25 protein-coding genes are annotated in these 23434 nt (G+C 50.0%); 13 read left to right on the forward strand and 12 right to left on the reverse strand.

Annotation, left to right across the window (positions count from 1 at the left end; all coding sequences use genetic code 11):
• Positions 1-44 precede the first annotated feature (44 nt).
• A complete protein-coding gene (locus K3T82_RS00640) occupies positions 45-1094 on the forward strand; it encodes a phosphotransferase enzyme family protein (RefSeq protein WP_220191578.1) in 1050 nt (349 codons plus the stop codon).
• A gap of 496 nt (positions 1095-1590) precedes the next feature.
• Here the strand turns inward: K3T82_RS00640 and K3T82_RS00645 are convergent, their stop codons facing one another.
• Positions 1591-2955 carry an FAD-dependent oxidoreductase gene (locus K3T82_RS00645; protein ID WP_220191579.1) on the reverse strand — a complete coding sequence of 455 codons (1365 nt, stop codon included), beginning with the start codon at positions 2953-2955 and terminating at the stop codon, positions 1591-1593.
• Between the two features lie 144 nt (positions 2956-3099).
• On the opposite strand from K3T82_RS00645, the gene K3T82_RS00650 reads away from it, so the two are divergent.
• Complete coding sequence (locus tag K3T82_RS00650) at positions 3100-3624, forward strand: MarR family winged helix-turn-helix transcriptional regulator (RefSeq protein ID WP_220191580.1); 525 nt, start codon at positions 3100-3102, stop codon at positions 3622-3624.
• A gap of 457 nt (positions 3625-4081) precedes the next feature.
• Here the strand turns inward: K3T82_RS00650 and K3T82_RS00655 are convergent, their stop codons facing one another.
• The gene (locus tag K3T82_RS00655) at positions 4082-4519 is read right to left on the reverse strand and encodes an AAA family ATPase (RefSeq protein ID WP_220191581.1); all 438 of its coding nucleotides are present in this window, start codon (positions 4517-4519) and stop codon (positions 4082-4084) included.
• A gap of 35 nt (positions 4520-4554) precedes the next feature.
• On the opposite strand from K3T82_RS00655, the gene K3T82_RS00660 reads away from it, so the two are divergent.
• The gene (locus K3T82_RS00660) at positions 4555-4734 is read left to right on the forward strand and encodes a nitroreductase family protein (protein WP_220191582.1); all 180 of its coding nucleotides are present in this window, start codon (positions 4555-4557) and stop codon (positions 4732-4734) included.
• A gap of 311 nt (positions 4735-5045) precedes the next feature.
• Here K3T82_RS00660 and K3T82_RS00665 read toward each other — a convergent pair whose 3' ends face one another.
• The 5 genes from K3T82_RS00665 to K3T82_RS00685 form a co-directional block, all read right to left on the reverse strand.
• A complete protein-coding gene (locus tag K3T82_RS00665; RefSeq protein WP_220191583.1) occupies positions 5046-5513 on the reverse strand; it encodes an SRPBCC family protein in 468 nt (155 codons plus the stop codon).
• Positions 5514-5520: 7 nt separating this feature from the next.
• On the reverse strand, positions 5521-6474 hold the full coding sequence (locus K3T82_RS00670; protein ID WP_220191584.1) for an XdhC family protein: 954 nt from the start codon (positions 6472-6474) through the stop codon (positions 5521-5523).
• Between the two features lie 82 nt (positions 6475-6556).
• Positions 6557-8926 (reverse strand): aerobic carbon-monoxide dehydrogenase large subunit, encoded by a 2370-nt coding sequence (locus tag K3T82_RS00675; protein ID WP_220191585.1) that lies wholly within the window; start codon positions 8924-8926, stop codon positions 6557-6559.
• Positions 8926-9438, reverse strand: a complete 513-nt coding sequence (locus K3T82_RS00680) for a (2Fe-2S)-binding protein (RefSeq protein ID WP_220191586.1) — start codon at positions 9436-9438, stop codon at positions 8926-8928. The genes K3T82_RS00675 and K3T82_RS00680 overlap by 1 nt, the downstream gene beginning before the upstream one ends.
• A 1-nt stretch (position 9439) precedes the next feature.
• Positions 9440-10318 carry an FAD binding domain-containing protein gene (locus tag K3T82_RS00685; RefSeq protein WP_220195024.1) on the reverse strand — a complete coding sequence of 293 codons (879 nt, stop codon included), beginning with the start codon at positions 10316-10318 and terminating at the stop codon, positions 9440-9442.
• Positions 10319-10595: 277 nt separating this feature from the next.
• Here K3T82_RS00685 and K3T82_RS47430 point away from each other — a divergent pair, with 277 nt between their 5' ends.
• Genes K3T82_RS47430 through K3T82_RS00695 form a run of 3 tightly spaced genes read left to right on the forward strand, consistent with a single transcriptional unit; the run spans position 10596 to position 12588 of the window.
• Positions 10596-10970 (forward strand): hypothetical protein, encoded by a 375-nt coding sequence (locus K3T82_RS47430; protein WP_236031336.1) that lies wholly within the window; start codon positions 10596-10598, stop codon positions 10968-10970.
• Positions 10955-11953, forward strand: a complete 999-nt coding sequence (locus tag K3T82_RS00690; protein WP_338001093.1) for a GAF domain-containing sensor histidine kinase — start codon at positions 10955-10957, stop codon at positions 11951-11953. The genes K3T82_RS47430 and K3T82_RS00690 overlap by 16 nt, the downstream gene beginning before the upstream one ends.
• Positions 11950-12588, forward strand: coding sequence for a response regulator (locus tag K3T82_RS00695; RefSeq protein ID WP_220191588.1), 639 nt, complete (start codon positions 11950-11952; stop codon positions 12586-12588). Before K3T82_RS00690 ends, K3T82_RS00695 begins: the two co-directional genes overlap by 4 nt.
• A 195-nt stretch (positions 12589-12783) precedes the next feature.
• On the opposite strand, the gene K3T82_RS00700 is transcribed toward K3T82_RS00695, so the two are convergent.
• Positions 12784-12990 carry a hypothetical protein gene (locus K3T82_RS00700; RefSeq protein WP_220191589.1) on the reverse strand — a complete coding sequence of 69 codons (207 nt, stop codon included), beginning with the start codon at positions 12988-12990 and terminating at the stop codon, positions 12784-12786.
• Positions 12991-13071: 81 nt separating this feature from the next.
• The gene (locus K3T82_RS00705) at positions 13072-14235 is read right to left on the reverse strand and encodes a tetratricopeptide repeat protein (protein ID WP_220191590.1); all 1164 of its coding nucleotides are present in this window, start codon (positions 14233-14235) and stop codon (positions 13072-13074) included.
• Positions 14236-14990: 755 nt separating this feature from the next.
• Here K3T82_RS00705 and mgtE point away from each other — a divergent pair.
• From mgtE to K3T82_RS00725, 4 genes are all read left to right on the forward strand, one after another.
• A complete protein-coding gene (gene mgtE / locus K3T82_RS00710; protein ID WP_220191591.1) occupies positions 14991-16418 on the forward strand; it encodes a magnesium transporter in 1428 nt (475 codons plus the stop codon).
• 214 nt (positions 16419-16632) lie between these two features.
• On the forward strand, positions 16633-17121 hold the full coding sequence (locus K3T82_RS00715) for a DinB family protein (RefSeq protein ID WP_220191592.1): 489 nt from the start codon (positions 16633-16635) through the stop codon (positions 17119-17121).
• Positions 17122-17384: 263 nt separating this feature from the next.
• Positions 17385-17978, forward strand: a complete 594-nt coding sequence (locus K3T82_RS00720; protein WP_268886605.1) for a TetR/AcrR family transcriptional regulator — start codon at positions 17385-17387, stop codon at positions 17976-17978.
• A 63-nt stretch (positions 17979-18041) separates the two neighbouring features.
• Positions 18042-18686, forward strand: coding sequence for a DJ-1/PfpI family protein (locus tag K3T82_RS00725; RefSeq protein ID WP_220191594.1), 645 nt, complete (start codon positions 18042-18044; stop codon positions 18684-18686).
• Between the two features lie 195 nt (positions 18687-18881).
• Here the strand turns inward: K3T82_RS00725 and K3T82_RS00730 are convergent, their stop codons facing one another.
• Genes K3T82_RS00730 through K3T82_RS49750 form a run of 3 tightly spaced genes read right to left on the reverse strand, consistent with a single transcriptional unit; the run spans position 18882 to position 19598 of the window.
• Entirely contained in the window at positions 18882-19100 is a 219-nt protein-coding gene (locus K3T82_RS00730) for a hypothetical protein (RefSeq protein ID WP_220191595.1), read from the reverse strand.
• Positions 19054-19371, reverse strand: coding sequence for an MDR/zinc-dependent alcohol dehydrogenase-like family protein (locus K3T82_RS00735; protein WP_220191596.1), 318 nt, complete (start codon positions 19369-19371; stop codon positions 19054-19056). Before K3T82_RS00735 ends, K3T82_RS00730 begins: the two co-directional genes overlap by 47 nt.
• Positions 19287-19598, reverse strand: coding sequence for a hypothetical protein (locus K3T82_RS49750; RefSeq protein ID WP_420799278.1), 312 nt, complete (start codon positions 19596-19598; stop codon positions 19287-19289). The genes K3T82_RS00735 and K3T82_RS49750 overlap by 85 nt, the downstream gene beginning before the upstream one ends.
• 20 nt (positions 19599-19618) lie before the next feature.
• Between K3T82_RS49750 and K3T82_RS00740 the strand changes: the two genes are divergently transcribed.
• The 3 genes from K3T82_RS00740 to K3T82_RS00750 all read left to right on the forward strand — a co-directional run bounded on the left by K3T82_RS00740 (position 19619) and on the right by K3T82_RS00750 (position 23132).
• Positions 19619-19864, forward strand: a complete 246-nt coding sequence (locus tag K3T82_RS00740) for a hypothetical protein (RefSeq protein ID WP_220191597.1) — start codon at positions 19619-19621, stop codon at positions 19862-19864.
• A 379-nt stretch (positions 19865-20243) separates the two neighbouring features.
• Entirely contained in the window at positions 20244-20747 is a 504-nt protein-coding gene (locus K3T82_RS00745; RefSeq protein WP_220191598.1) for a DUF302 domain-containing protein, read from the forward strand.
• Between the two features lie 558 nt (positions 20748-21305).
• A complete protein-coding gene (locus K3T82_RS00750; protein WP_220191599.1) occupies positions 21306-23132 on the forward strand; it encodes a S9 family peptidase in 1827 nt (608 codons plus the stop codon).
• Positions 23133-23434: the final 302 nt, after the last annotated feature.

Below are 23434 nucleotides of genomic sequence, written 5' to 3' on the forward strand. Positions count from 1 at the left end.
TCGCCAAAACAATGGAGAATATCAAAGAAAGGAAGCAATGCACCATGCGCGAACAACCAGAAATTTCAGCGGAACTCCTACGAAGCTGCTTACAGGAGCACTACCATCTGATCCCTGCTACACTAGATTTTCTTCCTCTGGGTCTGGATTATCGGGCCGGTGTCTACCAAATAATAAGCCAGGAGGGAGATGCTTATTTGCTCAAGGTGCGGTCAGGAATACTTTATGAGCCAGGATGCCTTGTGCCAGCCTACCTCAGTGAGCAAGGCATTGCAGCAGTCGTCGCCCCTCTTCCCACCAAAGACCATGCGTTGTGGGCAAAAATCGAGGATTTGACTGTCATCGTGTACCCTTTTATTAAAGGCGAGACAACCTGGCGAGGTATGACAGATACACAGTGGGAGGAGACGGGATCTATCTTCAAACAAATTCACGAGGTTGTTCCACTATCTGCAGGCTTTGAATCATTACGCAAGGAAACATTTGACCCAACTGGCTATATCCAGTGGATACAGATGTTTGAGACCCAACATCTACATACATCTGGTGGAGAAAGTTCCTCACAGCAAGCTCTTCGCTCCTCCTGGATTAAGAACCAGGAAGTCATTCATGCGGTAATGAGCTCTCTAGAAAAGCTCGCAGAAATGCTTCAAAAGCGCAATCTTCCCTTTGTTATCTGCCATGCGGATCTTCATCCCGCCAATCTGCTTCGTGCTCCATCTGAACGGGTATTTGTGATCGACTGGGATGAAGTAATGCTGGCCCCCAAGGAGCGCGACTTCCTCTTTATTAAGGAATCGCCAGACGCTAGTGAGACATTGCCCGGAACTCCAGCCTTTTTTCACGGTTATGGACAAGTGGAGATCGACTGGATCGCGCTCACCTACTATCGCTACGAGCGCGTGATTCAAGATGTGATCGCCTGTGCTGAGAATGTGTGTCTGAGGGATGATCTGGGAGAGGGTGATAAGGAGAGTGAAGCTCAGCTATTCCAGGATGTATTGGCGGAGGGCGGCGAGATTGATGCTGCCATTCATGTCTCGGCTCATCTTTCCCCTAATCCTACTGTTCCTATCAGGAGGAACGCTGAGTGAGAGATCATTCTTCGACCAGTTGTGCTTTAAAACCTCGACTGTAAAAGGCTTATCCGCAGTTTATGGATTAGAAGATTGCATATACATATTTCAGGAGAGATATCGTGACTGCACTACAACCATGTCGCGTCTGTGGCTCCCAGATTTCTTCGCAGAGCGAAATGTATTGGGAAGATACTCTTTGGTATTTTCCTCTTCGTCGTAGACATTCTCTTGCTAATCCCTTTTGACGGCGCGTTGCGCACGCCCGTTATCTGGCTACCTGCTCTCATCGCTCTCATCTATACCGCCATTGCACTGCATTCCGCTTTCCATAAACAAGGCGAAGCCAACACTCGCGCATAGTCGCTCGCTCAATCGTCAAGTTCTAACGATGCAGCGCAAGAGGATACTAAAATTGCAGGCATCCTGAATGGTTAGGATGCCTGCTTATCTCAAGGCTCTACAAAAGCGTGAAAAGCCTCTGGTGCCGAATAAGGTGAAGTCTGATTATATTTTAATCATCCTGCCGATCCGCCCCACGTCCACGGCTGAAGGCGCGTGCCATAGCGCGTTTGGCGGGGGGAATATGATTAATAGCGCGCAGCATCGTGCGCTGGGTTGCCATAATAGCTGGTCCGATCACCGGCTTATGAATGGGCGCATTGGCGTCCATCTGAGCAAGCGATTGTTTGACAGCCTCCGCACCGTATTTCTGCATTTTCTCCTCATAGCCGTGGATGGCGGTCAGCAAATCCAGCTTGCCATTGTGCACAGCTACAAGCTGCTTGCAGAGCAGTTGAGCATCACGTAGAGCAGTGTTTGCGCCAGCTCCCCGGCCTGGAGTCATTGTGTGGATGGCATCGCCCAGCAATGTAATATTCGTGGTCGCCCAGGGCTCGATAGGCAGCGATGTGCGAATGTTCACCGGCAGTGCCGTCGAGGGATCTGAACGCGCGATCAGGGTGCGCAAATTAGGGTGCCAGGAGCTGGTCATTTCCTGGGTCACTGCCACCAGTTCTTCTCCGCGCAGGCTCATGGGATTGCGCGGAAATTTATGGCGAGGAGCCCACAAGCCCCAACCGATATAGTCGCTCTCATTGTCGTATAACATGCCCGGCCAGTGAGCCAGCACCTCAGCCTCATTCACGCCAATCCCTGGCTTGAGCTGGCCATCGTGTCGCCAGGGAAACTCCACCATATGTAGAATGAACCCAAGACCTCCAGACGCGAAGATCATACTCATGCCCTTGAACACCTTCTCCGAAACCAGCGCCACATTTTCCGGTGTCATCGGCACCTTGGCCCCTGCGGAAAGCAGACCTGTCTCCACGAGCGTAGCATGAGGTAGATATTGCCGACGCACCCGCGAACTTGCCCCATCCGCCGCCACCAGGACCGTACCTGTCGCGCTGGAACCATCTTCAAAAAAGGCAGTCACCGTACCATCTTCATGCTGCTCATAACGCGTAAATGTCTTATCAAAGTGAACAACACTCTCTTCAAGCCCACTCAAAAGAACCTGACGCATCGTCATGCGGCTGACTGTATGCTCCCGTTTCGCTGGATCAGGATCGTCCGCCATCAGTGTGCTCTCCATGATCATCAACTCTTGCATCTGCTCGGTGAGCAAATTTAAGTAGAGTGGAGGCCGCGCACAGGTGGCAAGGAAGGTTTCAAACAGCTCAGGTGGCAGATTGGCCCGCAAGCCCCGAATACCATCGGGACCAATGCCAACGCGGAAGCCCTGCAAGGGATTGATGCGCGTACGATCACGTTCATACACCGCCACACTAATACCAGCTTGTTTCAGCCCTTGTGCCAGGCACAACCCGCCGGTACCGGCCCCGATAATGATAATATGCAATGGTTGGGTAGACATCGAATTACTCCTTCTGCTACACTAATTTTAGTAGCCAAACATCACATCGAATAAAAATGACAGCCACTTGATATTACAATAACTAAAATAGTTACGCAGGAGGAAGCAAAAATGTTGCAGAGAAATCAGAAAGGAGAGGACAACTTGGAGGGAGAGAGGCAGACGCAGGCGCAAACAGAAGAAAGTGTGCAGGCCAAACAGCAGCATGATCGCGCCGAATTGTTGAGAGAGCTAATCAGTGAGATGCAGCGCAGCACCGATGTCTCAACCTTTTTTCTTCACTTCGTGGCGGCCCAAACAGGTATTCATGTCACCGATATGAAAGTGCTGAGCCTGATCGAGCGCCTGGGTCCGCTTAACGCAAGCCGCATCGCCGATCTCAGCGGGCTGACAACGGGGGCAATCACCTTTGTGCTCGATCGCCTGGAAAAGCTCGGTTATGCTCGTCGCGTGCGCTCGGCGAAAGATCGCCGAGTTGTGCTCATGGAAATTAATTCTGAAGCACTCGAAGATAAAATCGGCAAATATTTTATGCGCATGGCCGAGGTTACGACCGAGGCCGCGACTCAGCTAACTGATGAGCAGCTGTCTCTAATTGTCCATTTTACGCAGAAGCTGAATACACTGGCTGAAGAGGTGTTGCAAGGAATGAAAAACGATAGCAAGTAGCATCGAGACTTCCTCCCGTTCGGGCCAAGCAACAATCGGTGATCGCACAAAGCGTAGAAGGAATACACATGCGACTGCTTCTGGTAGTAGAGCCGAATCGCTTATCCAATGGATAAGTTTTTGATATAAGAAACCTGACATTGTTTAGCGTAGCCAGCCGCGTCTTATGAGAAAGTTGAGTATCGGATCAACAGTCAAGAGATAGGCATTAAACAGCAAGAGCACACAACAAAGTACGAAGGAAAACGGAAAGAACGCGGGTATATATCTGCATATATCCAAGAGAATACCTGTAGCAAAAAATACAAGAAATATGATCCGGCCGTAGCTTTTCCCTAGCCTACGGCGTACATATCTTTTGAACTGATAGAGTCGGCTTTTGGCCTTTAATGCGAGCTGAAGATTTTTGCGATCCCCTGGGGCATCAGGCTTTTGCATTAAAGCTATTCGGAAATGCTCAATATGAACTCCCAGCATTGCTATAGGTTGCGTAGTTCTTTGCAGTCTGAAGCCATTCCAGGGTTGAAGGTTTAACCTTTTGCAACGCGACAACGATGTCTTCTGTCCGAATGGGGCGGACTTTGCCTGTTTTCATAGCGCTCACAATCGCGCTGTCTGCGGCGGCATCACAGATCGCCTTAATATCCGCGCCAGAATATTTTTGCATGTTCCTGGCTAGTTTGACATAATCGATGGCTTCAACTGGCCTGCCTTTCATATGCAGTTGTAATATTTCCGCGCGGGCCTGTAGATCGGGAGGAGGGACAAAAAGCACGCGATCAAATCTGCCAGGACGGCGCAACGATGAATCTACGAACCAGGGGCTATTTGTTGCCCCTAATACCAATATCTCGCTATTGTCGGACGCGATGCCATCGAGTTCATTTCGGAACATCTCTGACAACCTTACACCTGTTAAAAGAACGGGAAGTGGCAAATATTCTCAATATCCCTTACGAGACGGTGACACAAGTTGCGCTCATTCCAACGGCGTACACATTAGGAGACGAGTTCAAACCAGCGACGCGCAAACCAGTGGAACAGATACTTCATGTCGACTCCTGGCAGGAACGCGAAAACACAAACAGGAAGAACAGGGACAAACGGTGATCTCCACCGGCCCCTATCACTATGTGCGTCATCCGCTCTATGCCGGTGGCTCCTCCTCTTTCTCGGAACGCCTCTACTGCTTGGATCGTGGTATGGCTTACTGTTCGCTCTGGTCATGATCACGGGGATGACGGTACGAGCAGTCCTGGAGGAACGCGTATTGCGAGAGGAATTGCCAGGATATAATGACTATATGACACATGCCAAAGATCGCTTCATCCCATATATCTGGTAAGCTGGCGCGGATCATGTTTGGAAGGAGGAGGGAATGCCAGCACCTTCCAAACATGAGGCTCCATAAGGGATCGAGATTAGCAATTACTCGCACCAGTGGCATCAGCAGCTAGCAAATGAGCCTTCAAACAATCAAAGAATTGACTGGTAAGCTTCTCTGCAGTGCTGCTCATAAGGCGTGCCCCCACGCTGGCAAGCGTGCCACGCACCACAACATGGGCGTTCCAATCCATACGCGTCTGCTCTGCCTCTTCCGCAACGAGACGCATACTACCTTCCAATTCAACGGCACTTCCTGGAGCATTCCCACGCCCCTTGATGACCATATGATCTGGCTCATGCATCTCTGGACGGGTGATATCAAGTGTAAATTTTGCCTTCACAGGCCCCACGCCCGCCGCAATCACAGCTTTCCAGTGCTCAGTTTCCAATTCTTCCAAACTCTGAAAACCAGGGGCGCATAATGCCACTTTATGTACATCCAGTAGATAGGCCCACGCGCGTTCAATAGATACCGCAATCGTCTGAGAACCCGAAAATTCCATCGTCTGCTCACCTTTCGCTTTGTACGAGATACGCTTCTGGATTCGCTTCAAACAGGCGTTTGCAGGCCGGACAGCATAAATAGACCTCACGACCATTATAGGTGCTGTGATGGCGGGCATCAGCTACTGTTACCATCATGCCACACACAGGATCAAGAGCCGTATCCTGTATCGCAGAAGCGAGAGCGTCTTGCCCTTCAGTGGCGCGATCCTCCTCCAGCAGACGTAATTGCCTACGAACCTGCACTAGTTCGGCCAGGATACTCGCTGCGATTTCTTCAGGGGTTTTCGCCCCAATATCAAGGCCAGCCGGGGCTTGTAAGCGCGAGATATGACGTTCTTCCAAGCCTGATGTGCGTAAATAGGCGCGGCAAGTATCTGCCCGGCGGCGACTTGCAACCATTCCTACGTATGCAGCCGGGCTTTGCAATGCCTGTGTGAGCACATCCTCATCATATTGGCCGTGCGTCGCTACAACAATGAGTGTTCGTTGATCAATGGGAACCTGACGAATATCAGCATGATCCAGATGCGTGATCGCAAAGTCAAGTACTGGCGCAAGTTGCTGTAACGCCGTCACAACAGGCGAGTCGCCTACAAGGAGAAGCTGAGGCTGAGGAAAATGCGGCTCCATATAAATCTCCAATGTGCCACCACTGGTACACGTCATGGGAAAGACGTGCGCTTCACGATGGACGCCAGCGATATCTGGCGAACCAAGGCGTAATAGATACGGTTCACCTTCCTCGCGCAGTGTACGCACAGCCTCTCGCACCACCACAGGTTGGGCGCAACTTCCTCCAATCCACCCCGTAATGTGCCCATCAACCTCAATAATAGCTCTGGCTCCTGGTTTCGCTGACGTTGGACGTTCACACCACACGACGGTCGCAATGACGAAAGGTGTTTTTGCTTGCTCCAACTGGTGTGCGAGTTCCAGGAGCGTATGCGTAGAAGACATACCGACCTCCGACAGAAAAAGAGAGGGCGACGAGGCTTTCTGCTGATGCGTAGTCGCGCCGCCCAGAAGTACCGAGAAACGATCAGTCTGAGGTCAATCCCTTTTCTTCGAGAACCTTCCATACCTTCCAGGGCGTCAGTGGCATATCGATATGGCGTACGCCAACATGTGCCAATGCATCCACGACAGCGTTCACAATCGCCTGAGGCGCTCCTACTGTCGGCGATTCGCCAACCCCTTTCGCTCCAATGGGATGATGGGGGGAAGGAGTGATGGTCCGGTCCGTCTCCCAGAGAGGGGTCTCCATTGCGGTTGGTATGAGATAATCCTGGAAATTTCCAGCCAGGATATTACCATCCGCATCGTAGGCCAGTTCCTCATACATGGCAGGCGCCAACCCTTGTGTTAGCCCACCGTGGACTTGTCCCTCAACTACCATCGGATTGATAACTGTCCCGCAGTCATCAACTGCCATAAAGCGACGGATATGGACCATACCAGTGCCACAGTCGATATCTACCACACAGATATAGGCCCCGAAGGGGTAGGTAAGGTTGGGCGGATCATAATAGTTGACCGCCTCCAATCCCGGTTCCAGAAATGGTGGGCAATTGGTATAGGCAGCAAAGGCTAACTCTTGAATAGTCTTCCCCTTGGCTGGTGCGCCTTTAACAAAGAACCGCCCAAGCTCCCATTCTAAATCTTCCTCACCTACTTCTAAGAGATAGGCCGCAATCTTTTTGGCTTTCTCACGTACTTTGCGAGCAGCTAAGGCCGTTGCGGCGCCAGCGACTGGCGTACTACGACTGGCATAGGTTCCCAGTCCATAAGGCGCAGTATCGGTATCGCCATGCTCTACATCAACATCATCTGGCGAGAGCCCTAACTCCGCCGCAATAATCTGGGCAAAGGTTGTCTCATGTCCCTGCCCTTGCGTTTGCACGCCAATCCGTGCGAGCACTTTTCCTGTTGGATGGACCCGCACTTCGCAGCTATCAAACATCTGAATACCCGCGATATCAAAGTGCTTTCCTGGCCCAGCCCCAACAATTTCAGTAAATGTTGAGATCCCAATGCCCATCAGTTCGCCGCGCGCCCGCTTCTCTGCCTGCTCCTGACGCAGCGCTTCATAATCGACATTTTTCATCGCCAGGCGTAACGCGCCCTCATAATTGCCACTATCAAAGGTCCAGTTTAATGCCGAGCGATAGGGAAACGCCTCTGGCTTGATAAAATTTTGCAGACGTAACTGCGCCGGATCTTTCCCTAAATCATGCGCCAGAGTATCCATCATACGCTCAATCAGGTACGATGCTTCCGTGACGCGAAATGAGCAACGATAGGCAATACCTCCTGGCGCTTTATTGGTATGCACTGCATCAACATCTACAAAGGCATGCTTAAAGTCATAAGAGCCTGTGCAGATGTGGAATAGGCCCGCCGGAAATTTTGTTGGCTGTGCTGCGGCATCAAAGGCTCCATGATCGGCCAGGGTATGGACACGTAGCGCATTGACCATGCCATCTTTATCCGCTGCGATCTCCGCATGAATATGGTAATCGCGAGCAAAGCCAGTACTCCCTATATTTTCAGAGCGATCCTCGATCCATTTCACTGGCTTACCTGTCGTCACCGAGGCAGCAACAGCGCAGACGTAACCTGGATAAATGGGAACTTTGTTGCCAAACCCGCCTCCAACATCTGGAGAGATAACACGGATACGATGCTCTGGTAGCCCAGCCACCAGCGCAAAGAGCGTGCGATGGGCATGCGGAGCCTGTGAGGTAAGCCAGACAGTGAGTTTTCCTGTTGCCTTACGATAGTCGGCAACACAGCCACAGGTCTCAATTGGCGCAGGATGGATACGCGGAACATAGAGGTCTTGCCTGATCACCACCCCATTGCTCTCAGCTTCAGCAAAGGCAGCATTGGTCGCGTCTTCATCCCCTGTCTCCCAGTGATAAATCTGGTTGGTCGGCTGCTTCTCTTTTTTATCGGGGCGCAGCAACGGCGCCTCAGGGGCAAGCGCCTTCTTGGGGTCAACAACAACGGGTAGAGGTTCATAATCGACATCGACAGCGGCAACTCCGTCAGCAGCCGCGTAACGACTGGTCGCGACAACGAAGGCGACTTCTTGCATCTGATACAAAACACGATCAACGGCGAGCACTGCTTCCATATCGGCGGAAAGCGTTGGCATCCAGGCCAGATTAGCTGCTTCCAGGTCTTTCCCCGTGATAACTGCTACAACGCCAGAAACCTTCAGTGCTTCACTACTATCAATACTTTTAATGAGCGCGTGCGCATAGGGGCTGCGAACAATGTCTCCGTAGAGCATGCCTGGTAATTGCACATCGTCAACATACTGTCCCTGCCCGCGAATAAAACGCGCATCCTCTTTCCGTTTATAGGGTTCGCCCAGGCGATGATGGGCATGTACTTCGCTTGCCATTAGTCATCTCCCTCTCCGGCAGGGACCGGAACTGGCTCAGACGCGCTCATTTTTTCAGCGGCATACTGGATAGCACGAACAATATTGACATAGCCTGTACAGCGGCACAGATTCCCCGAGATGCCCTCTCGTATCTCCTGTTCGCTCGGATGGGGATTACGTTGCAGGAGCGCGACGCCTGCCAGCATCATTCCCGGTGTGCAATAGCCACATTGCAAGGCGTGCTTCTCATGAAAGCCTTCTTGCATAGGGTGAAGCCTATCATCCTGCTCCAGACCCTCCACTGTCACAATCTGACGACCGTTGGCCTGGACAGCGAACATCGTACATGACTTGGTGGCTTTGCCATCGACGAGGATCGTACAGGCTCCACAGGAGGTTGTGTCACAGCCAACATGGGTACCTGTGAGATGTAAACCATCGCGAATCCAGTGCACAAGGAGGGTGCGTGAATCGACAATATCCTCATATGTCGTCCCATTGATTGAGACACTGATCGCATGTTTGCTCATCTTATTCCCCTCCTGTGATACGCGCTGAGGCTTTCCGTAACGCACGAAGACACAAGGTACGTACCATTGCGCGCTTGTATTCTGCGGTACCGCGAGTATCGCTCGTGGGTTGGGAGGCTGTCGCGGCAAGATCAGCCGCTTGCCGAATAGTTGCTTCATCCAAGGGCTTGCCAAGCAACGCTTGCTCAGCATCTCGAGCTTTGAGTGGAGTGGGGCCAACATTCGTAAGGGCAAGGCCTGCCCGAGTCACCAGTCCATCATTATCCAAAGTCACATAGGCCGCGACTCCTGCAATAGCATAATCACCTACTTTCCGTTCAAGCTTCAAGTAGGCACCACCACTATGCTCAGAGGGGGCAGGTATGCGAATTTCCGTGAGGATCTCAAGGGGATCAAGCGTCGTTTCAAAAGACGCATCTGTAAAGAAAAATTCAATAGGGATGACACGTTGCCCAGCAGGACCCACCGCAACCACGCTTGCCCCCAACGCTAGCATCGTTGCTGGATGATCATTCGCAGGGTCCGCGTGAGCAAGATTACCTCCTATCGTGGCCCAGTTGCGCACGACCGGATCAGCGACGACCTTTGCGGTATCCCAGAGTATCGGATAGCGAGCACGAATCAGGGGAGAATAATCTAAATCAGCTTCGCGTGTAAGGGCACCGATATGCAAGACGCCATCAGTCTCTCGAATATAGTCCAATTCAGCAATACGATTGATATCGATGAGAAATGATGGGCTGGCAAGGCGGAAACGCAAGATAGGAATAAGGCTGTGACCCCCAGCCAGTACCTTGGCCTCATCACCATGTTGTTGTAGCAGTGCGATTGCTTCTGAAACACTGCTCGCTGTTACATAATCGAAGGAACCAGGAATCAAAAGAACACCTCCAACATCTGTTGATGCGCACATCTTTTGCACTTCGTCATTGAATAGAAAACGCCAGACCGATAGGGAGGTTCGTAGAGGAGAGACATACAAGCCGCTCTCTTCACCTTCAGTATAGTTGCATCTCATCTCCAATGTTACCTACAAAAGGAGGGAATAAGGACATATAAAAGGAGGGAAACAACAATCAGGTAGAAGGATAGGGAATATGGTATACTTTGCTCAATAGCTTCCCTCTGCTGTCTCTTACCTGGGAGTAAGTCACGATATGGCCCAAACCATCGATGAGAGTCGTGCTCAACTCATTACAAACTTGCAGCAACAGGCTGAAGAGTTAGCACAATTAAACAAAATTGCAATTGCACTGACTTCTGAGTTTGACTTACAGCGGCTCTTACAGATGATGACGGATGCTGCGCGCAAAGTCACTGCTGCTAAATATGCTGCATTCTTTCTCATCCCCGAAATTGTGGAAGAATGTGCCACACCACCCACAAAGAAAGCAAGTTTTCGCCTGGCTGCTATCTCCGGAGCATCGGAGCATATAGCGGCTCATTTTCGCCACCTGGGGCAGTTGACGGGGTTGGAATCCTCTATCCTGTTTTCTGGGAAGGGGCCTCTATTATTATCGATGATGTTCTGAAGGATCCTCGCTATGTAGGCATCCCCAAGGGCCATATTTCTGTACGCAGCTTTCTTGGTGTGCAATTACGTACCCGTGAGGGCACCATTCTGGGAGCATTCCTGATTGGCGATACCCGTCCTGGACGTTTTACAAATCGACACTTTGAACTCATAGAGGCGTTGGGTGCGCAAGCAGCAGTTGCTATCCATAATGCTCAACTTATCGCGCGTGAACGTCGGGCGATGGAAGCATATGCAGCCCATCTGGAGAGTGAAGTTCGTGAGCGTACCGCCGAACTAGAGCGTCAGAATCAGGAATTGAGCACGTTCGCAACACATCTACAGCAATTACATCATGAACTCACCGAGGTTCAGAAGCGTCAGATGCTCGGTGAAGAGCGCAAACGAATTGCTCAGGAACTCCATGATCGTGTACAACAAACATTGTTCACGATTGGTTTGAAGGCGGATTGGGTAAAAGAGCAATTAGAGCCTGGTTCACCACTGCTTAATGCATTACGCTCAATGAAACAGCTTGCTTCTTTAGGGACGGCTCAGGTGCGCGATGCCATCTTTGCGCTATCCTCGGCAGAACTTCCCGAAGAGGGCCTGGTGAAAATGCTCTATTCCCAGATTCGTGATGTGCGAGAAGCGACATCGATTGAAGCGGATCTGGTCGTGGCTGAATGGATGCTAGCGCCATCAGCGTGTATTGAGAAAACGCTGCTGACAGTTGCTCAAGAGGCTCTTACTAATGTGCGCCGTCATGCATGTGCTACGATAGTGATTGTGACAGTACAGGTAACTGGTGAATATGCGATACTGGTTGTTCAAGATAATGGCATTGGCCTCCCCGTACAGGTCTTACAATCATATGATAAGGATGCCATGCATCTGGGTTTGCGAGGGATGAGGCATAGGATAGAAGCACTTGGCGGACTTTTTTCGCTGGTAAATGGCGAAGAGGGTGGGCTGATCGTAAAGGCGGTGATCCCACTATGATTCGCTTACTGCTTATTGACGATCATGAGATGGTACGTGAAGGACTCAAAGCGATGCTCATGACCGAGCCAGATTTTCGTATTGTTGGCGATGCTGCCACTGCCGCCCAGGCGCTCGAATTGATTGAACATCTCAAGCCAGATATCGCATTGCTCGATGTTCGCCTTCCTGATGTGAGTGGAGTTGAGGTCTGCCGCACAGTAACGATGCGTTTCCCAGGAACGGCAGTAATTATCCTTACCACGTTTACGGATGAAAAGTTAGTGGCTGAATGTATTCAGGCAGGGGCGCGTGGTTACATAATCAAGGATATAGAACGCTTCGACTTGAAACGCTCTATTCGGGCCGTCGCTCGAGGTGAAGGTGCTATTGACTCCAAAACTGCTGCTATTCTCATGACGCAACTTCGTCGTGCTCCCCAGACAAATCCAGAACTCCCTCTTGAACCTCTCAGTGCGCAGCAGCTTGTAATTCTGCGTTTGGTCGCGCAAGGTCTCTCTAGCCGTGAAATCGCCAAGAAGCTCTACTTGAGTGAGAATACCATCAAAGGCTATGTACAAGAAATTTTGCATCGTCTCAATGTCAAAAATCGTACCGAGGCTGTGATGGTTGCAGTTAAACATGGATGGTTATAGCTGCTGGTCTTCGCCGTGGGCCTAGATCTGTAATTTTTGTCTCAATACACTGTCGAGCAATGCATAAGGAGACATAATGTCCTGGTGCGATTAACGTTTATAACTGTGTAAAAATGGACCTCTCTCGGCTGGATCAATTATTCCTTCGGGTTGCGGCCTCTTCACTTTGATGGTTTTGTGCCGTTTTAGTGAACACTATTGCTTCCTTTGCTTATGTGTTTCATATTGGCTGAGTAAATCGAGCCCGACAAGCAATTGAATCATATCTTCATAGGTACATCGGGTTCCGGGAATACAGGCATAGACTCCATATTCCAGTTGCGCTTGCTGCAAACGCTGCACTTCTTGACGAGCGCCTTCAATAGATCCCAATGTGTGATAACGGTAGGCTAAAGGGTCCATGTCTTTCATTTTCCTCCAAGAAAAAATACCAATCATGCTCGAACCCATAAAGTGCTTCACAGCAATAAAAGGCACACAATTTCAATGCAGCCCATGTTCCTGTACGAGTTGGGCATAGAGTGTTTGGGTAACGGCGGTCTTGGGATGAGCTTCTCCTAGAAATAATACACGAGCCTGAAGCGCACGGTCAGCATAGGAGAGCGCCTTATCCAGATTGCCTTGTTTATGCCAGCAGATAGCCAGATCATGCAATGTTTGGGCTGTCTCTGGGTGCTGCGGTCCAAGTTGCTGCTCTCGAATGGAAAGTGCCTGTTGATAGAGCGTTTTCGCACTGGTGTACTTGCCCTGATCACGAGCGAGGTTTGCCAAACCATTGAGCGGATCAGCCACGAGATGGTGCGTGGGACCCAAGAGCTCCTTTCGGAGCGCAAAGGTACGCCAATAGCGTTTTTTTGCCTCTTCATACTTCCCTTGCTCTCGACAAAGCTCTGCGAGGTTATAGAGTACGGTTGCGACATTAGGATGGTTTGGACCGAGGTTCTCCTCTCGGATCTGCAATGCGCGTCGTAAGAGAGATTCTGCCTCGGTGAACCGTCCTTGTGCTCGATAGAGTTCCGACAGATTATTGAGCGTGTAGGTTGTATTGGGATGATCCGTTCCTAGAATTTGCCCCCAGATGAGTAGGACTTGCAGATAGAGAGGTTCCGCCTCGGTATATTTGCCCTGGCTGCAATAGATTAGAGCGAGGTGGTTCAGGAGATGAGCCGCCAGGATGTCCTTTGGGCATTGTGCTTGCTCCCAGATGATCAGAGCCCGCAGATAGAGGAGTTCTGCATCTGCGTATTTGCCCTGCCTCCAATACAACAGAGCGAGGTCGTTGAGCGTCTGTGCCAGGTCTGGATAATCCAGGCCAGCTAATTGTTCTCGGATGATCAGTACACGGTGAAAGAGTGGCTCAGCCTCTTTATATCGCCCTTGGAACCAGAGGAGATCCCCCAGATAGTTAAGCGTAGTAGCGATTAAGGGATGATGTGCTCCTAGAATATGCTCGCGAATGCGCAATGCACTCAACAAAAGTGGCTCTGCTTCCGCATATTGGCCTCGCTCATGGAGGTAATGGGCCGCCTTATAGGCCAAGGAAGCCAGAGAAAGGGAATCTTGTGTATCTCCTGCTCGGCGAATGCAGGTCAGCACATGTGGTAGTAGCCTTGCACCTCGCTCCTTCCAAGTTGCATATTCTGTCATATTGCGTTCTTCGGGAAATATTGTGTCAAGCGCATTAATCACGCGCGTGTTCCATTCAATTTGCTCATCCTCTGTCATGGTATCCAAAGGAATGTATGTAGCGTCGTAAGGACCTCTTCTCGACCTGTGAAGAAAGGATTGCGTATTTATCTCTATTGAGACGTATCTTTGTTCCACTTCAGCCCGTAAACTTGCACACTGAGATATAACACAGACGACAGGACTACTCCCTTATTCCAACAACATCTGCTCTCTTTAAGGCAGGAACCTGCGAGGTAATGCATCTTGGTTCCCTTGACAAAAATCTCATCTGGAACTAAGATGAGAAGTGGAGTGTATTCCCGCACATGCGGGAAGGATCATAGTTTTGCATATAAAGGAGGAACCGATATGGACGGTGGTAGTAGTCAACCTCCCCAACGTTGGAGGTTCCTACACCTGGTGAAAACTCCAGTGTGTCGGAGGAGGGAAATGAACCGCTAACCTCTTGATTGGTTTGCTTCTTTTGTTTAGTATTCCCCACTTCTCACCGCATGCCTGGTTTTTTCACTGTCCCTCATTCTTTTGCCAGGCGAGGCGTGTGAGGATTTTCTCCTGTGATTCATTCTGATTTTAGGATGTCCAGGTCTATCTCCTCGGCTTCGCTTTCGTTTCACGCGACTTGTATATCAGCCCTTTTCATTTCCTGGAAGAGCGCTGAGCGTGAATCCCTGCCCAAAATCTAAGCTTCCTATAAACATGAGGAGATTTGACCTATGAAACATATCGCCGGGCGGGCAGTCCGTCTCGATCCAAAACACCGCTTTCTCTTGCGCCGCAAAATGCTTACAGCACGCACTGATAGTGAAATACGTGCTAACACCATTCGCCAACTTCTCGACACAACTCGCATCGATCAGTTACGCATCTTGCTTCATACCGAGTATCCTGCGGACCTCGCTGATAGCATGTTTTTTTTGAATGATATAGAGAACCAGACGGTTTTTGATCTGCTTGATCCAGCCGAAGCAGCCGAGGTCCTCAACGAATTCGATACCCAGACAAGCAGCCGCCTCGTCGCATACACCTCCCCAAAGCGACTGGCTGCAATCCTGAGCGAATTGATGCCTGATGAGGCAACCAATATTGTAGAAACGATTGAAAATGAGAAGCGAGAGCAGGTATTGGTCCTTCTTCCGACGAAGACGGCTACTGCTATCCGTACCTTGTTGTCCTATCCCAAGGAGAGTGCTGGGGGCATTATGACTTCCGGGTTTGTGGCTGTCCCTGAAACCACAACACAAGCTGAAGCCATTCGGGCATTTATCGACTCTCCCAATGCTGAGCACCAATTTTACCTGTATGCACTCAACGAACGTGACGCGCTCTCTGGCGTGCTTGATTTGCGCCAGCTACTCAGTGCCTCACCCACGACCCTCATTCGAGAGATTATGGTGACCGATGTATTGGGTATCCCGGCAGACATGGATCAGGAACAGGTAGCCAACCTCTTCTCTCGTTATAATTTGCTGATGTTACCTGTCGTTGAGCCGGGTACCAACCAATTACTGGGGGTGATTACGGCTGACGATGTAATTGATGTCCTGGAACAGGAAGCGACCGAGGACGCATTGCGTTCAGCGGGCTCAGATGCCGAAGAGCTAGAACGCCGTTCTCCAACCCGTATCGCCATGTTACGCTTGCCATGGATCATGGCAACAATGTTCATTGAATTGTTAGCTGGAGTTGTGATCCATGTCTTTGATAGCACGCTGACGCAGGTCATTTTGCTGGCTTCTTTTATGCCGATTATCTCCGCCATCAGCGGCAATACAGGCTTACAATCGGCAACCATCATCGTGCGTGGGCTTTCCACTGGTCAGGTTCGCCTCACCAACTGGCAAACGGCAGTGGCGAGACAAGTGAAAACGACCCTCATTCTGGGGGCGGTTGCAGGGGCGACGCTTGGTGTGATTGGAGGCATCTGGTATGGAAAGATTGCCTTTGGCCTAATCATTTTCGTTGGGATGTTTCTAGCGGTTAATATCGCAGGAGTGGTTGGGACAATTGTACCTCTGATCTCCAAATCATTTGGCTTCGATCCTGCACTGACCTCTGGTCCTTTTGAAACCGCCTTCCAGGATGTCGTAGGAATCAGCATTTTCTTGGGAATCGCTACGGCGATGATAAGATTCCTGCTCTGAAAGACGGAAAAGGTAGGTGCGTTGCGTGAGATCATCTTCGTTGCTCTCCTGCAACGCGCCCTGATCTATGGCTCCATAATAGTATCAAACAGGCTATTTTTGCTCTTTGAGAGCATTTCCCACCCACTTCTGGGCCTCATACCACCACAATTCCTTGCTTTTGATGAGAACTCATTCTGTGGTAGAATCGCTTCAAAACAGGAGATGCTTTCCCATGTCTCATACTGAATTGCCTGTCGAGAAGATCCTTTCTCTGTTGGAGGAAGGGCCAACACGGATTGCAGCCCTCACCTCCGACCTATCGTCCGCACAGTTGCGCATGCCCCCACATGGGGAAGCATGGTCCGCTACCGACATATTAGCCCATCTGCGTTCATGCGCGGATGTTTGGGGTCAATGTATATATGCCATCCTGGTTGAGAAACAACCAACTCTTCGCGCAATCCACCCATCGGCCTGGATCAAGGAGAAGGATTATCACACCTTAGAATTTGAGCCCTCCTTACAGGCATACACTGCTCAGCGTGTCGAACTCTTGACTCTGTTGAGATCCTTATCTGTCGCCGCATGGTCTCGCACTGCTACGATAACAGGTGCCGGGAAGCCTCTCGTTCGCACAGTAAAGTTTTACGCCGAATGGCTTGCCACTCATGAGCGCTCGCACTACAAGCAATTTAAGCAGTTACACCAAGCCTTTTCGTAAGGGTCTCCAAGACATTTTAGTGAGAACCGCAGAGGAGCCAGAGGGAGATATTCCTGTCATCGAAGTACTTAATTCCACCATCCAGGACAACTGCATACCCAGTTTTTTTCAAAACTGGGCAAGGTCAGAGAGGTCTCCCCGATCTCTGGCAAAGGTTTCATTTATCTTGCATGAGCGAGACATTTTAGAGATTCTGCCACAAAGGCAAGTCCAAACGGGGGTTCGCTCTTGACAAAAATACGATCGTATTTTAAAATTGAGGTATGAGCCATCGCGAAAATTCTAAGGATCTTATTTTAGATCGCGCCGTTCAAATGGCATCCGTCCAAGGATTGAATGGTTTGACAATCGGTCGGCTAGCAACTGCCCTCTCACTCTCGAAGGGAGGAATTTGTGCGCATTTCCCCTCCAAGTTTGATTTGCAGGTAGCAGTTGTAGAAAAGGCTGCCCACATCTTCCAACATGTCGTGGTCGCACCTGCACTTGAAGAGGCTCCTGGCCTTCCACAACTTCAGGCTCTAAGCAACGCCTGGTTTCAATATCTGGTTACAGGGACGTTTGAGGGTGGATGTTTTTTTACCAATGTGTTGCTTGAGGTGGACGATCTAGAGGGCAATGAGGTACGTGAAGCAGTGGTACGCCAATACAGCCGTTTCATCAATCTCATTGAGAGATGTGCTTGTGATGCAGTGACACAAGGTCAGTTCCGATCAGACCTGGAGGTTCATCAATTTGCCTTTGAATTTCTTGGGGCCAAGTTATCAGCCGTGATGTGGCGAGGATTGCAGCGCGAAAATCAGGCTATATTCTTGGGCAAGAAAGCCATCGCCGATCTTTTTCAACGATCCTCGCGTTGATTTTTTTTGCAATGCAAAAAATACGAACGTCCGTATTCAAAAAAGAGGGGAGAACATCACTCTATGAAGCAACAATGGACCGTGGGGATTCTGCTCTTTGACCACGTAGATCTGACGGATATAACAGGTCCTTATGAAGTCTTTCATAATGCAGGGTATACAATGCATGATCTCAAAAAAATCTTTCTAGGACAGGATGTTTCCGAGAACCACGCCTTTGCCGTCAGCACTGTTTCTCAGACTGGACAACCACTCAAAGCCAGTAATGGGCTTCGCCTTGAACCTGATTATTCATTTGAACAGTCTCCATCTTTCGATATTGTGGTCATACCTGGTGCCAGCCTTAACATCATTGCCCATGTCCTTACCCAAGACGAGATCATACGTTGGATCGCACAGTCTTCTTCCCAAAGCCAACTTATGACCTCCGTCTGTACGGGAGCATTTTTACTCGCCCAAGCAGGTCTTCACAATGGGAAGCAAGCCACTACTCATTGGGGCGCTCTCAATCTGTTTGAGCAACAGTTTCCTCAGATCCATGTCCAACATACAGGAAAGTTTGTCGATGAAGGAACCATTATTACATCAGCAGCAGTCACATCGAGCTTCAATATGGCTTTGCATGTCGTCGAGCGCCTCATAGGGGTACAGATGGCTCAGGCCGTCGCGAAGGGCATTGACTTCCAAATATCTACTACCCGCGACTAAATTGCAAGAAAGGCTTTAAGGAAGGTAGCCTCTTGAAGCCTTTCTCGCTATCAGCATCCGAACCATTCCATCGAATCCAATAACGACCGTTCCGAAACCCGAGCCGGATATCCACTCACGGTCACCCAAATCATGGCATTTTCCGCAGGAAGTAATCAGAGGATGAAACTATAGCTATCCAGGCGGCTCTTGCGTCTAAGGGACGAAGACGATACGTCTATTGTCGTCGTCTTTGTCGTGCCAGGCATTCTCAACCTGGGAGAGATGCACAGTCTTCACATCAATGTGCAGTTTGCCACTGACAGCATACGCGATAAACTGGGGCATGGCTTCCATAATGCGCTCGACGGGAGCAGTTCCCGCGCCGCTACCATAGATTTCCAGCCCGGAGCTGCGTAGCACGGCGGCGGGCAAAGTAAAGTTGGCACCTGCCGTCCGCGCCAAGTTCTGGTAGAGTGCGCAATATGCGCTCGTTGCGCCCAAGCGCGATGACTTTACCCGCGCCAAGGTGCTTCGCAAACTGTGCTGCCATTTTACCGGATGTACCCGTTGCGCCAAGCACCAGCACCGTTTCGCCCGGCGTCAATTGCGCCCGCCAGCTTAACGAGAACCACGCAGACATTCTAGGATTGAACATCGCAGCGGCGGTGACATCGTCAATACTATCAGGAAGTGGTAAACACATATGAGCTGGTACAACAGCGCGAATTGCCAGGATGTCTGTGACAGGGCGAATCCAAAGGGCGTGCCACCTCCTAGCAACGAGCCAAGCATCATGAGCAGGCGTGCCTCATACCGGTCCACTATATACCCCACAGGAACACCAAGCAGCCCACAGAGCAGCAAACTTATGGAGCAAACACCCGATACGCCAGCCCGACTCCAGTGAAAAGTCTGACTCACTGGAACCACAAGCGTCCCGAAGAGACTCTGTGACCACCGGGCTCTCCACTGCTGGATCAAGCGCGAGCCGCAGTTCTCTAATGAGAGAGATCAGGGCGGAACCCGGTGGTCGCAATAACCTCATCAACGACCGGGAGCATTGCTTCTCCACTCATCAGGCGAATCCCCGCCTCCGTCTGAGTCAGCTTCTGAATGGAGACATTGGTGAGGAGACGCACCTGCCCGCTTTCGACCAGATGCCGCAGACGCGCCCCAAGATATCCACGCTCAGCTAGGGCATCATTCTCGCCACCACCAAAGAGTTGACTAAAGATCTCTTGCGCATCTCAGGCTTGTCAATCCACATCTCATATGGACTCTCCTTCCTTTGGTAAATGTGTAGGAAAGTCACGAGAAATATAGGCAGCCTAACATATTTCTTTTTCAATGGCAATAAAATAAAAAGAGAAACCTCCTGCCATCATTTGGGGACGAGGTGAAGTATGTCCCCAAAGAGGCAAATGGGAGAGATCATGGCCTTTTTCATGGAGGGCTACCAAAATGAGAAGGGAGCTTCTTTCCAAAACGAAAGAAATACCCCTGCGTTTCCTCCCGAAACACTGACGAAAACACCAGAATATTCTCTTGCTTGCTGAAAAGGAAGGAAGAAATACAATGAGCCATACAACACACATTTCCATTGAGCATGTAGTCGTCGCATCAAAACGGCCATATCAGCAGGTGATTGACGCACTTGAAGCTCGCCTTGGCCCGGTGGTTAACTGGGACGAGATTTTATACCCACTGATGGACGCCAAGGTCTCCTGGGAACAACTCACCAAAGAATGTGAAGCGCATATCGGACACAGCGGGTTGACATTCTTTTATAAGGTGGGACACAGCCCTTACCTTACAGTGTTAGGGAAAAGCAGCCGAGCCACCCAATATACCATTGGCAATCCACTTCTTGCCTCGTACATGACGAGGCACACACCAGAAGCAGCCCTGTATGCCCCATTCAAACTCGTTGTGTACCAGGACGAAGAAGATAGAACCATTGTGGCATATGACAACTTTGCTTCGTTGCTTGCCCAGTATCAAAACGAGGAGATCAACAAAACGGCGCAAGTGGTCCAGCAAAAGCTGGCAGCACTGGTGATGGAAGCGATAGGCGAGTAAAGAGAGTGTGTACGTCTCATTTCATCTGCGTCAATTTATATATGTGCACTATGAAGTAAACAAATACCAAGGAGCGACGGAATTGTCTCTTCCACTTCAAGATATATATGCTACGCTTCCACGCCTGCTGTGCCTACACCATCTCTGAGAGTTGCTCATTATCCTGAGCGGAAGGAGGTCGAGTTACTCGTGCTCTAGCACAAACAGGTTAGAAGGTTAATCATAAACGCGTCTTGCGGACCATGCAGAAGACGCCTTGTATGGTCATCTGAAAAAACGCTTTGTGGTTGCGATGACCGATTCGCGGCAAAGATTCCCATTTTCTCCAACCTTTACATAAAACTTCTAATATTGCCAAACCGTGAGTCTGACTGCCATGGCAAAAGGAAACTTATTCATATTTTTAAAGATGCATGCTCAATATATTTTTTTACTTCTATCAAATTCTTTTTTTATTTTATATTGCTATTCTGGTACAAAACATACGCTGTACGTGATTTTCTTTGCCAGCGAGACGAAGTTTATTTAAAACGGTTGTTTGAGTAAAAGGAGTACGCTGTGATAACAACATGTTTTAATGCTGACGCACCATGGAAAATGCGTTTTCGGATACCAGTGACGTACGGACTCGAGATTGCGGCGCAGTCTCCCTCGCGAGGGCTCGTTCTTAGCAACCGCTCTGGCGTCTACCAGTTATGCGGCTGGGATGTTACCACAGGACAACTTACCCAGGTCACAGCCACACCGGAGGGGGTCTATCAACGGGGTACACTCTCCCCCAATGGAAGATTTCTCTATTACCTTGAAGACCAGAAAGGAAACGAGACAGGGCACCTTGTTCGCATACCTTTTACTGGTGGTACTCCGGAGGATATTACACCAACATTTCCACTCTATGGCTCGATAGCATTTGCGTTGAGCCGATCAGGAAATTGTCTGGGTTTCCTGACATATAACCAGGGTGGGTTTGCGCTTTATCGAATGTCTGTTGCACCTGATGATTCCCTTGGTGCGTCTAAGAAGCTTTTTCAGTCAGAGCATCTCACAATGTCCCTTTCGCTCTCATTTAACGGCGAAATCATCACTGTAAACACCGCAAATGAGTCTGACACTATGCATTTTCGTGTGTCTGCCTTCGATGGAGAAAGTGGAGAACTTCTCAACCAGGTTTCTGACGAACGGGCGAGTATCGAAGGCGTAAAATTCTCTCCACTTCCCAGAGACACACGTCTGCTAGCAACATCAGATGTCAGTGGGGTAAAACGCCCTTTCATATGGGATATCAGGAGCGGAGAGCGCATAGACCTGGCACTAGACGAACTTGAAGGTGAGGTAGAGCCCGTTGACTGGTCGCCGGATGGGAAACGTCTCCTTCTCCGTCATTTTTCCGCAGCCAGACAGCGTCTCTATCTTTATGATCTCGACCAGAGGCAGGCAAGACCTCTTCACCATCCAGATGGTCTTTCGCTCTACGAGTATTTCAGCCCTGATGGAAATATCTATGCCCATCTGGAGAGCGCAACGAGACCGATGCAACTCTTATGCCTTGATGGAGAGACTGGTAAACAGAAGCGCGTTGTATTCCCTACTGATGATGTACCACCAAGCCGCCCTTGGAAGTCTATTGCGTACCCCTCCTCAGATGGTCAAATGGTTCAGGGCTGGCTCGCTTTGCCTGAAGGGAGTGAGCCATTCCCTACGATCTTAGAAATGCATGGTGGGCCTGATGCGGTTATGACAGAATGCTTTTCTCCCAGGGCTCAGTGCTGGCTGGATGCAGGTTTTGCATTCCTCTCGATTAACTATCGAGGATCACTCACCTTTGGGCGCGCATTCCAGGAGCAAATTCGCGGTCAGCTAGGCAAGTGGGAGGTTGAAGATATGGTCGCGGCTCGCCAGTGGCTGATTCATCAAAGAATTGCCCGCCCTGATCAAGTCTTCCTCACTGGCTGGTCATACGGTGGCTATCTCACACTCATGGGTCTAGGGAAACGGGCAGATCTCTGGGCTGGTGGAATGGCAGGCGCAACCTTTGGAGACTTTTTCATCGCCTATGAGGACGAATCAGAACAACTCAAAGCCTATGATCGTGGACTGATGGGTGGCACACCTCAGGAAAAGCCTGAAGCGTACCATGAAAGTTCAGCCATGACCTATCTGGAACACATACAGGCTCCTCTGCTCATAATACAAGGGCATAATGATACACGTTGTCCCCCTCGGTCCATTCAAGTCTACGAAAAACGCGCACGAGAATTGGGTAAGAACATCGAGGTGATCTGGTTTGATGCTGGCCATGGCACACATGACACAAACGAACAAATTTCTCACCAAGAGCGCATGTTGCATTTCGCCTGGAAAATTGTTTCTGAGAGCAGAACTTGACTGTACCTGTAGTGTTATGGTATTAACAGGGCTTCTAGCTAACGCGAGGGGCAAATTATTTTAAACGACCAAGTGTTCACATTGAAGGTATTGAAGCGCTTTTATAGCCAACTCATCTTGGAGAAGAGCATGCAAAAAAGCCTGGTATCAGCTTCCGTCCACCAACACCATCAGGTAATTGATGCCCAACGGGAGCAGATACCAGAGCTTTCGGTACAGTAACTCTGCTAAAGGCTAGGGATCTATCGGTGCTGGTACTACGAACAAAAGCAGCAGCAAGCCCGATATAAAGCGCAAAATGT

Source organism: Ktedonospora formicarum, assembly GCF_016587355.1.
Taxonomy (GTDB): Bacteria; Chloroflexota; Ktedonobacteria; order Ktedonobacterales; family Ktedonobacteraceae; genus Ktedonobacter; species Ktedonobacter formicarum.

Excerpts from the sequence above, each read along its gene's own strand:
- K3T82_RS00725 (WP_220191594.1), top strand. The coding sequence starts at position 18,042 with ATGAAGCAACAATGGACCGTGGGGATTCTGCTCTTTGACCACGTAGAT.
- K3T82_RS00735 (WP_220191596.1), bottom strand. The coding sequence starts at position 19,371 with ATGTGTTTACCACTTCCTGATAGTATTGACGATGTCACCGCCGCTGCG.
- mgtE (WP_220191591.1), top strand. The coding sequence starts at position 14,991 with ATGAAACATATCGCCGGGCGGGCAGTCCGTCTCGATCCAAAACACCGC.
- K3T82_RS47430 (WP_236031336.1), top strand. The coding sequence starts at position 10,596 with ATGGCCCAAACCATCGATGAGAGTCGTGCTCAACTCATTACAAACTTG.
- K3T82_RS00670 (WP_220191584.1), bottom strand. The coding sequence starts at position 6,474 with ATGTCTTCTACGCATACGCTCCTGGAACTCGCACACCAGTTGGAGCAA.
- K3T82_RS00715 (WP_220191592.1), top strand. The coding sequence starts at position 16,633 with ATGTCTCATACTGAATTGCCTGTCGAGAAGATCCTTTCTCTGTTGGAG.
- K3T82_RS00675 (WP_220191585.1), bottom strand. The coding sequence starts at position 8,926 with ATGGCAAGCGAAGTACATGCCCATCATCGCCTGGGCGAACCCTATAAA.
- K3T82_RS00700 (WP_220191589.1), bottom strand. The coding sequence starts at position 12,990 with ATGGACCCTTTAGCCTACCGTTATCACACATTGGGATCTATTGAAGGC.
- K3T82_RS00645 (WP_220191579.1), bottom strand. The coding sequence starts at position 2,955 with ATGTCTACCCAACCATTGCATATTATCATTATCGGGGCCGGTACCGGC.
- K3T82_RS00665 (WP_220191583.1), bottom strand. The coding sequence starts at position 5,513 with ATGGAATTTTCGGGTTCTCAGACGATTGCGGTATCTATTGAACGCGCG.
- K3T82_RS00640 (WP_220191578.1), top strand. The coding sequence starts at position 45 with ATGCGCGAACAACCAGAAATTTCAGCGGAACTCCTACGAAGCTGCTTA.
- K3T82_RS00705 (WP_220191590.1), bottom strand. The coding sequence starts at position 14,235 with ATGACAGAATATGCAACTTGGAAGGAGCGAGGTGCAAGGCTACTACCA.
- K3T82_RS00695 (WP_220191588.1), top strand. The coding sequence starts at position 11,950 with ATGATTCGCTTACTGCTTATTGACGATCATGAGATGGTACGTGAAGGA.
- K3T82_RS00720 (WP_268886605.1), top strand. The coding sequence starts at position 17,385 with ATGAGCCATCGCGAAAATTCTAAGGATCTTATTTTAGATCGCGCCGTT.
- K3T82_RS00655 (WP_220191581.1), bottom strand. The coding sequence starts at position 4,519 with ATGTTCCGAAATGAACTCGATGGCATCGCGTCCGACAATAGCGAGATA.
- K3T82_RS00680 (WP_220191586.1), bottom strand. The coding sequence starts at position 9,438 with ATGAGCAAACATGCGATCAGTGTCTCAATCAATGGGACGACATATGAG.
- K3T82_RS00745 (WP_220191598.1), top strand. The coding sequence starts at position 20,244 with ATGAGCCATACAACACACATTTCCATTGAGCATGTAGTCGTCGCATCA.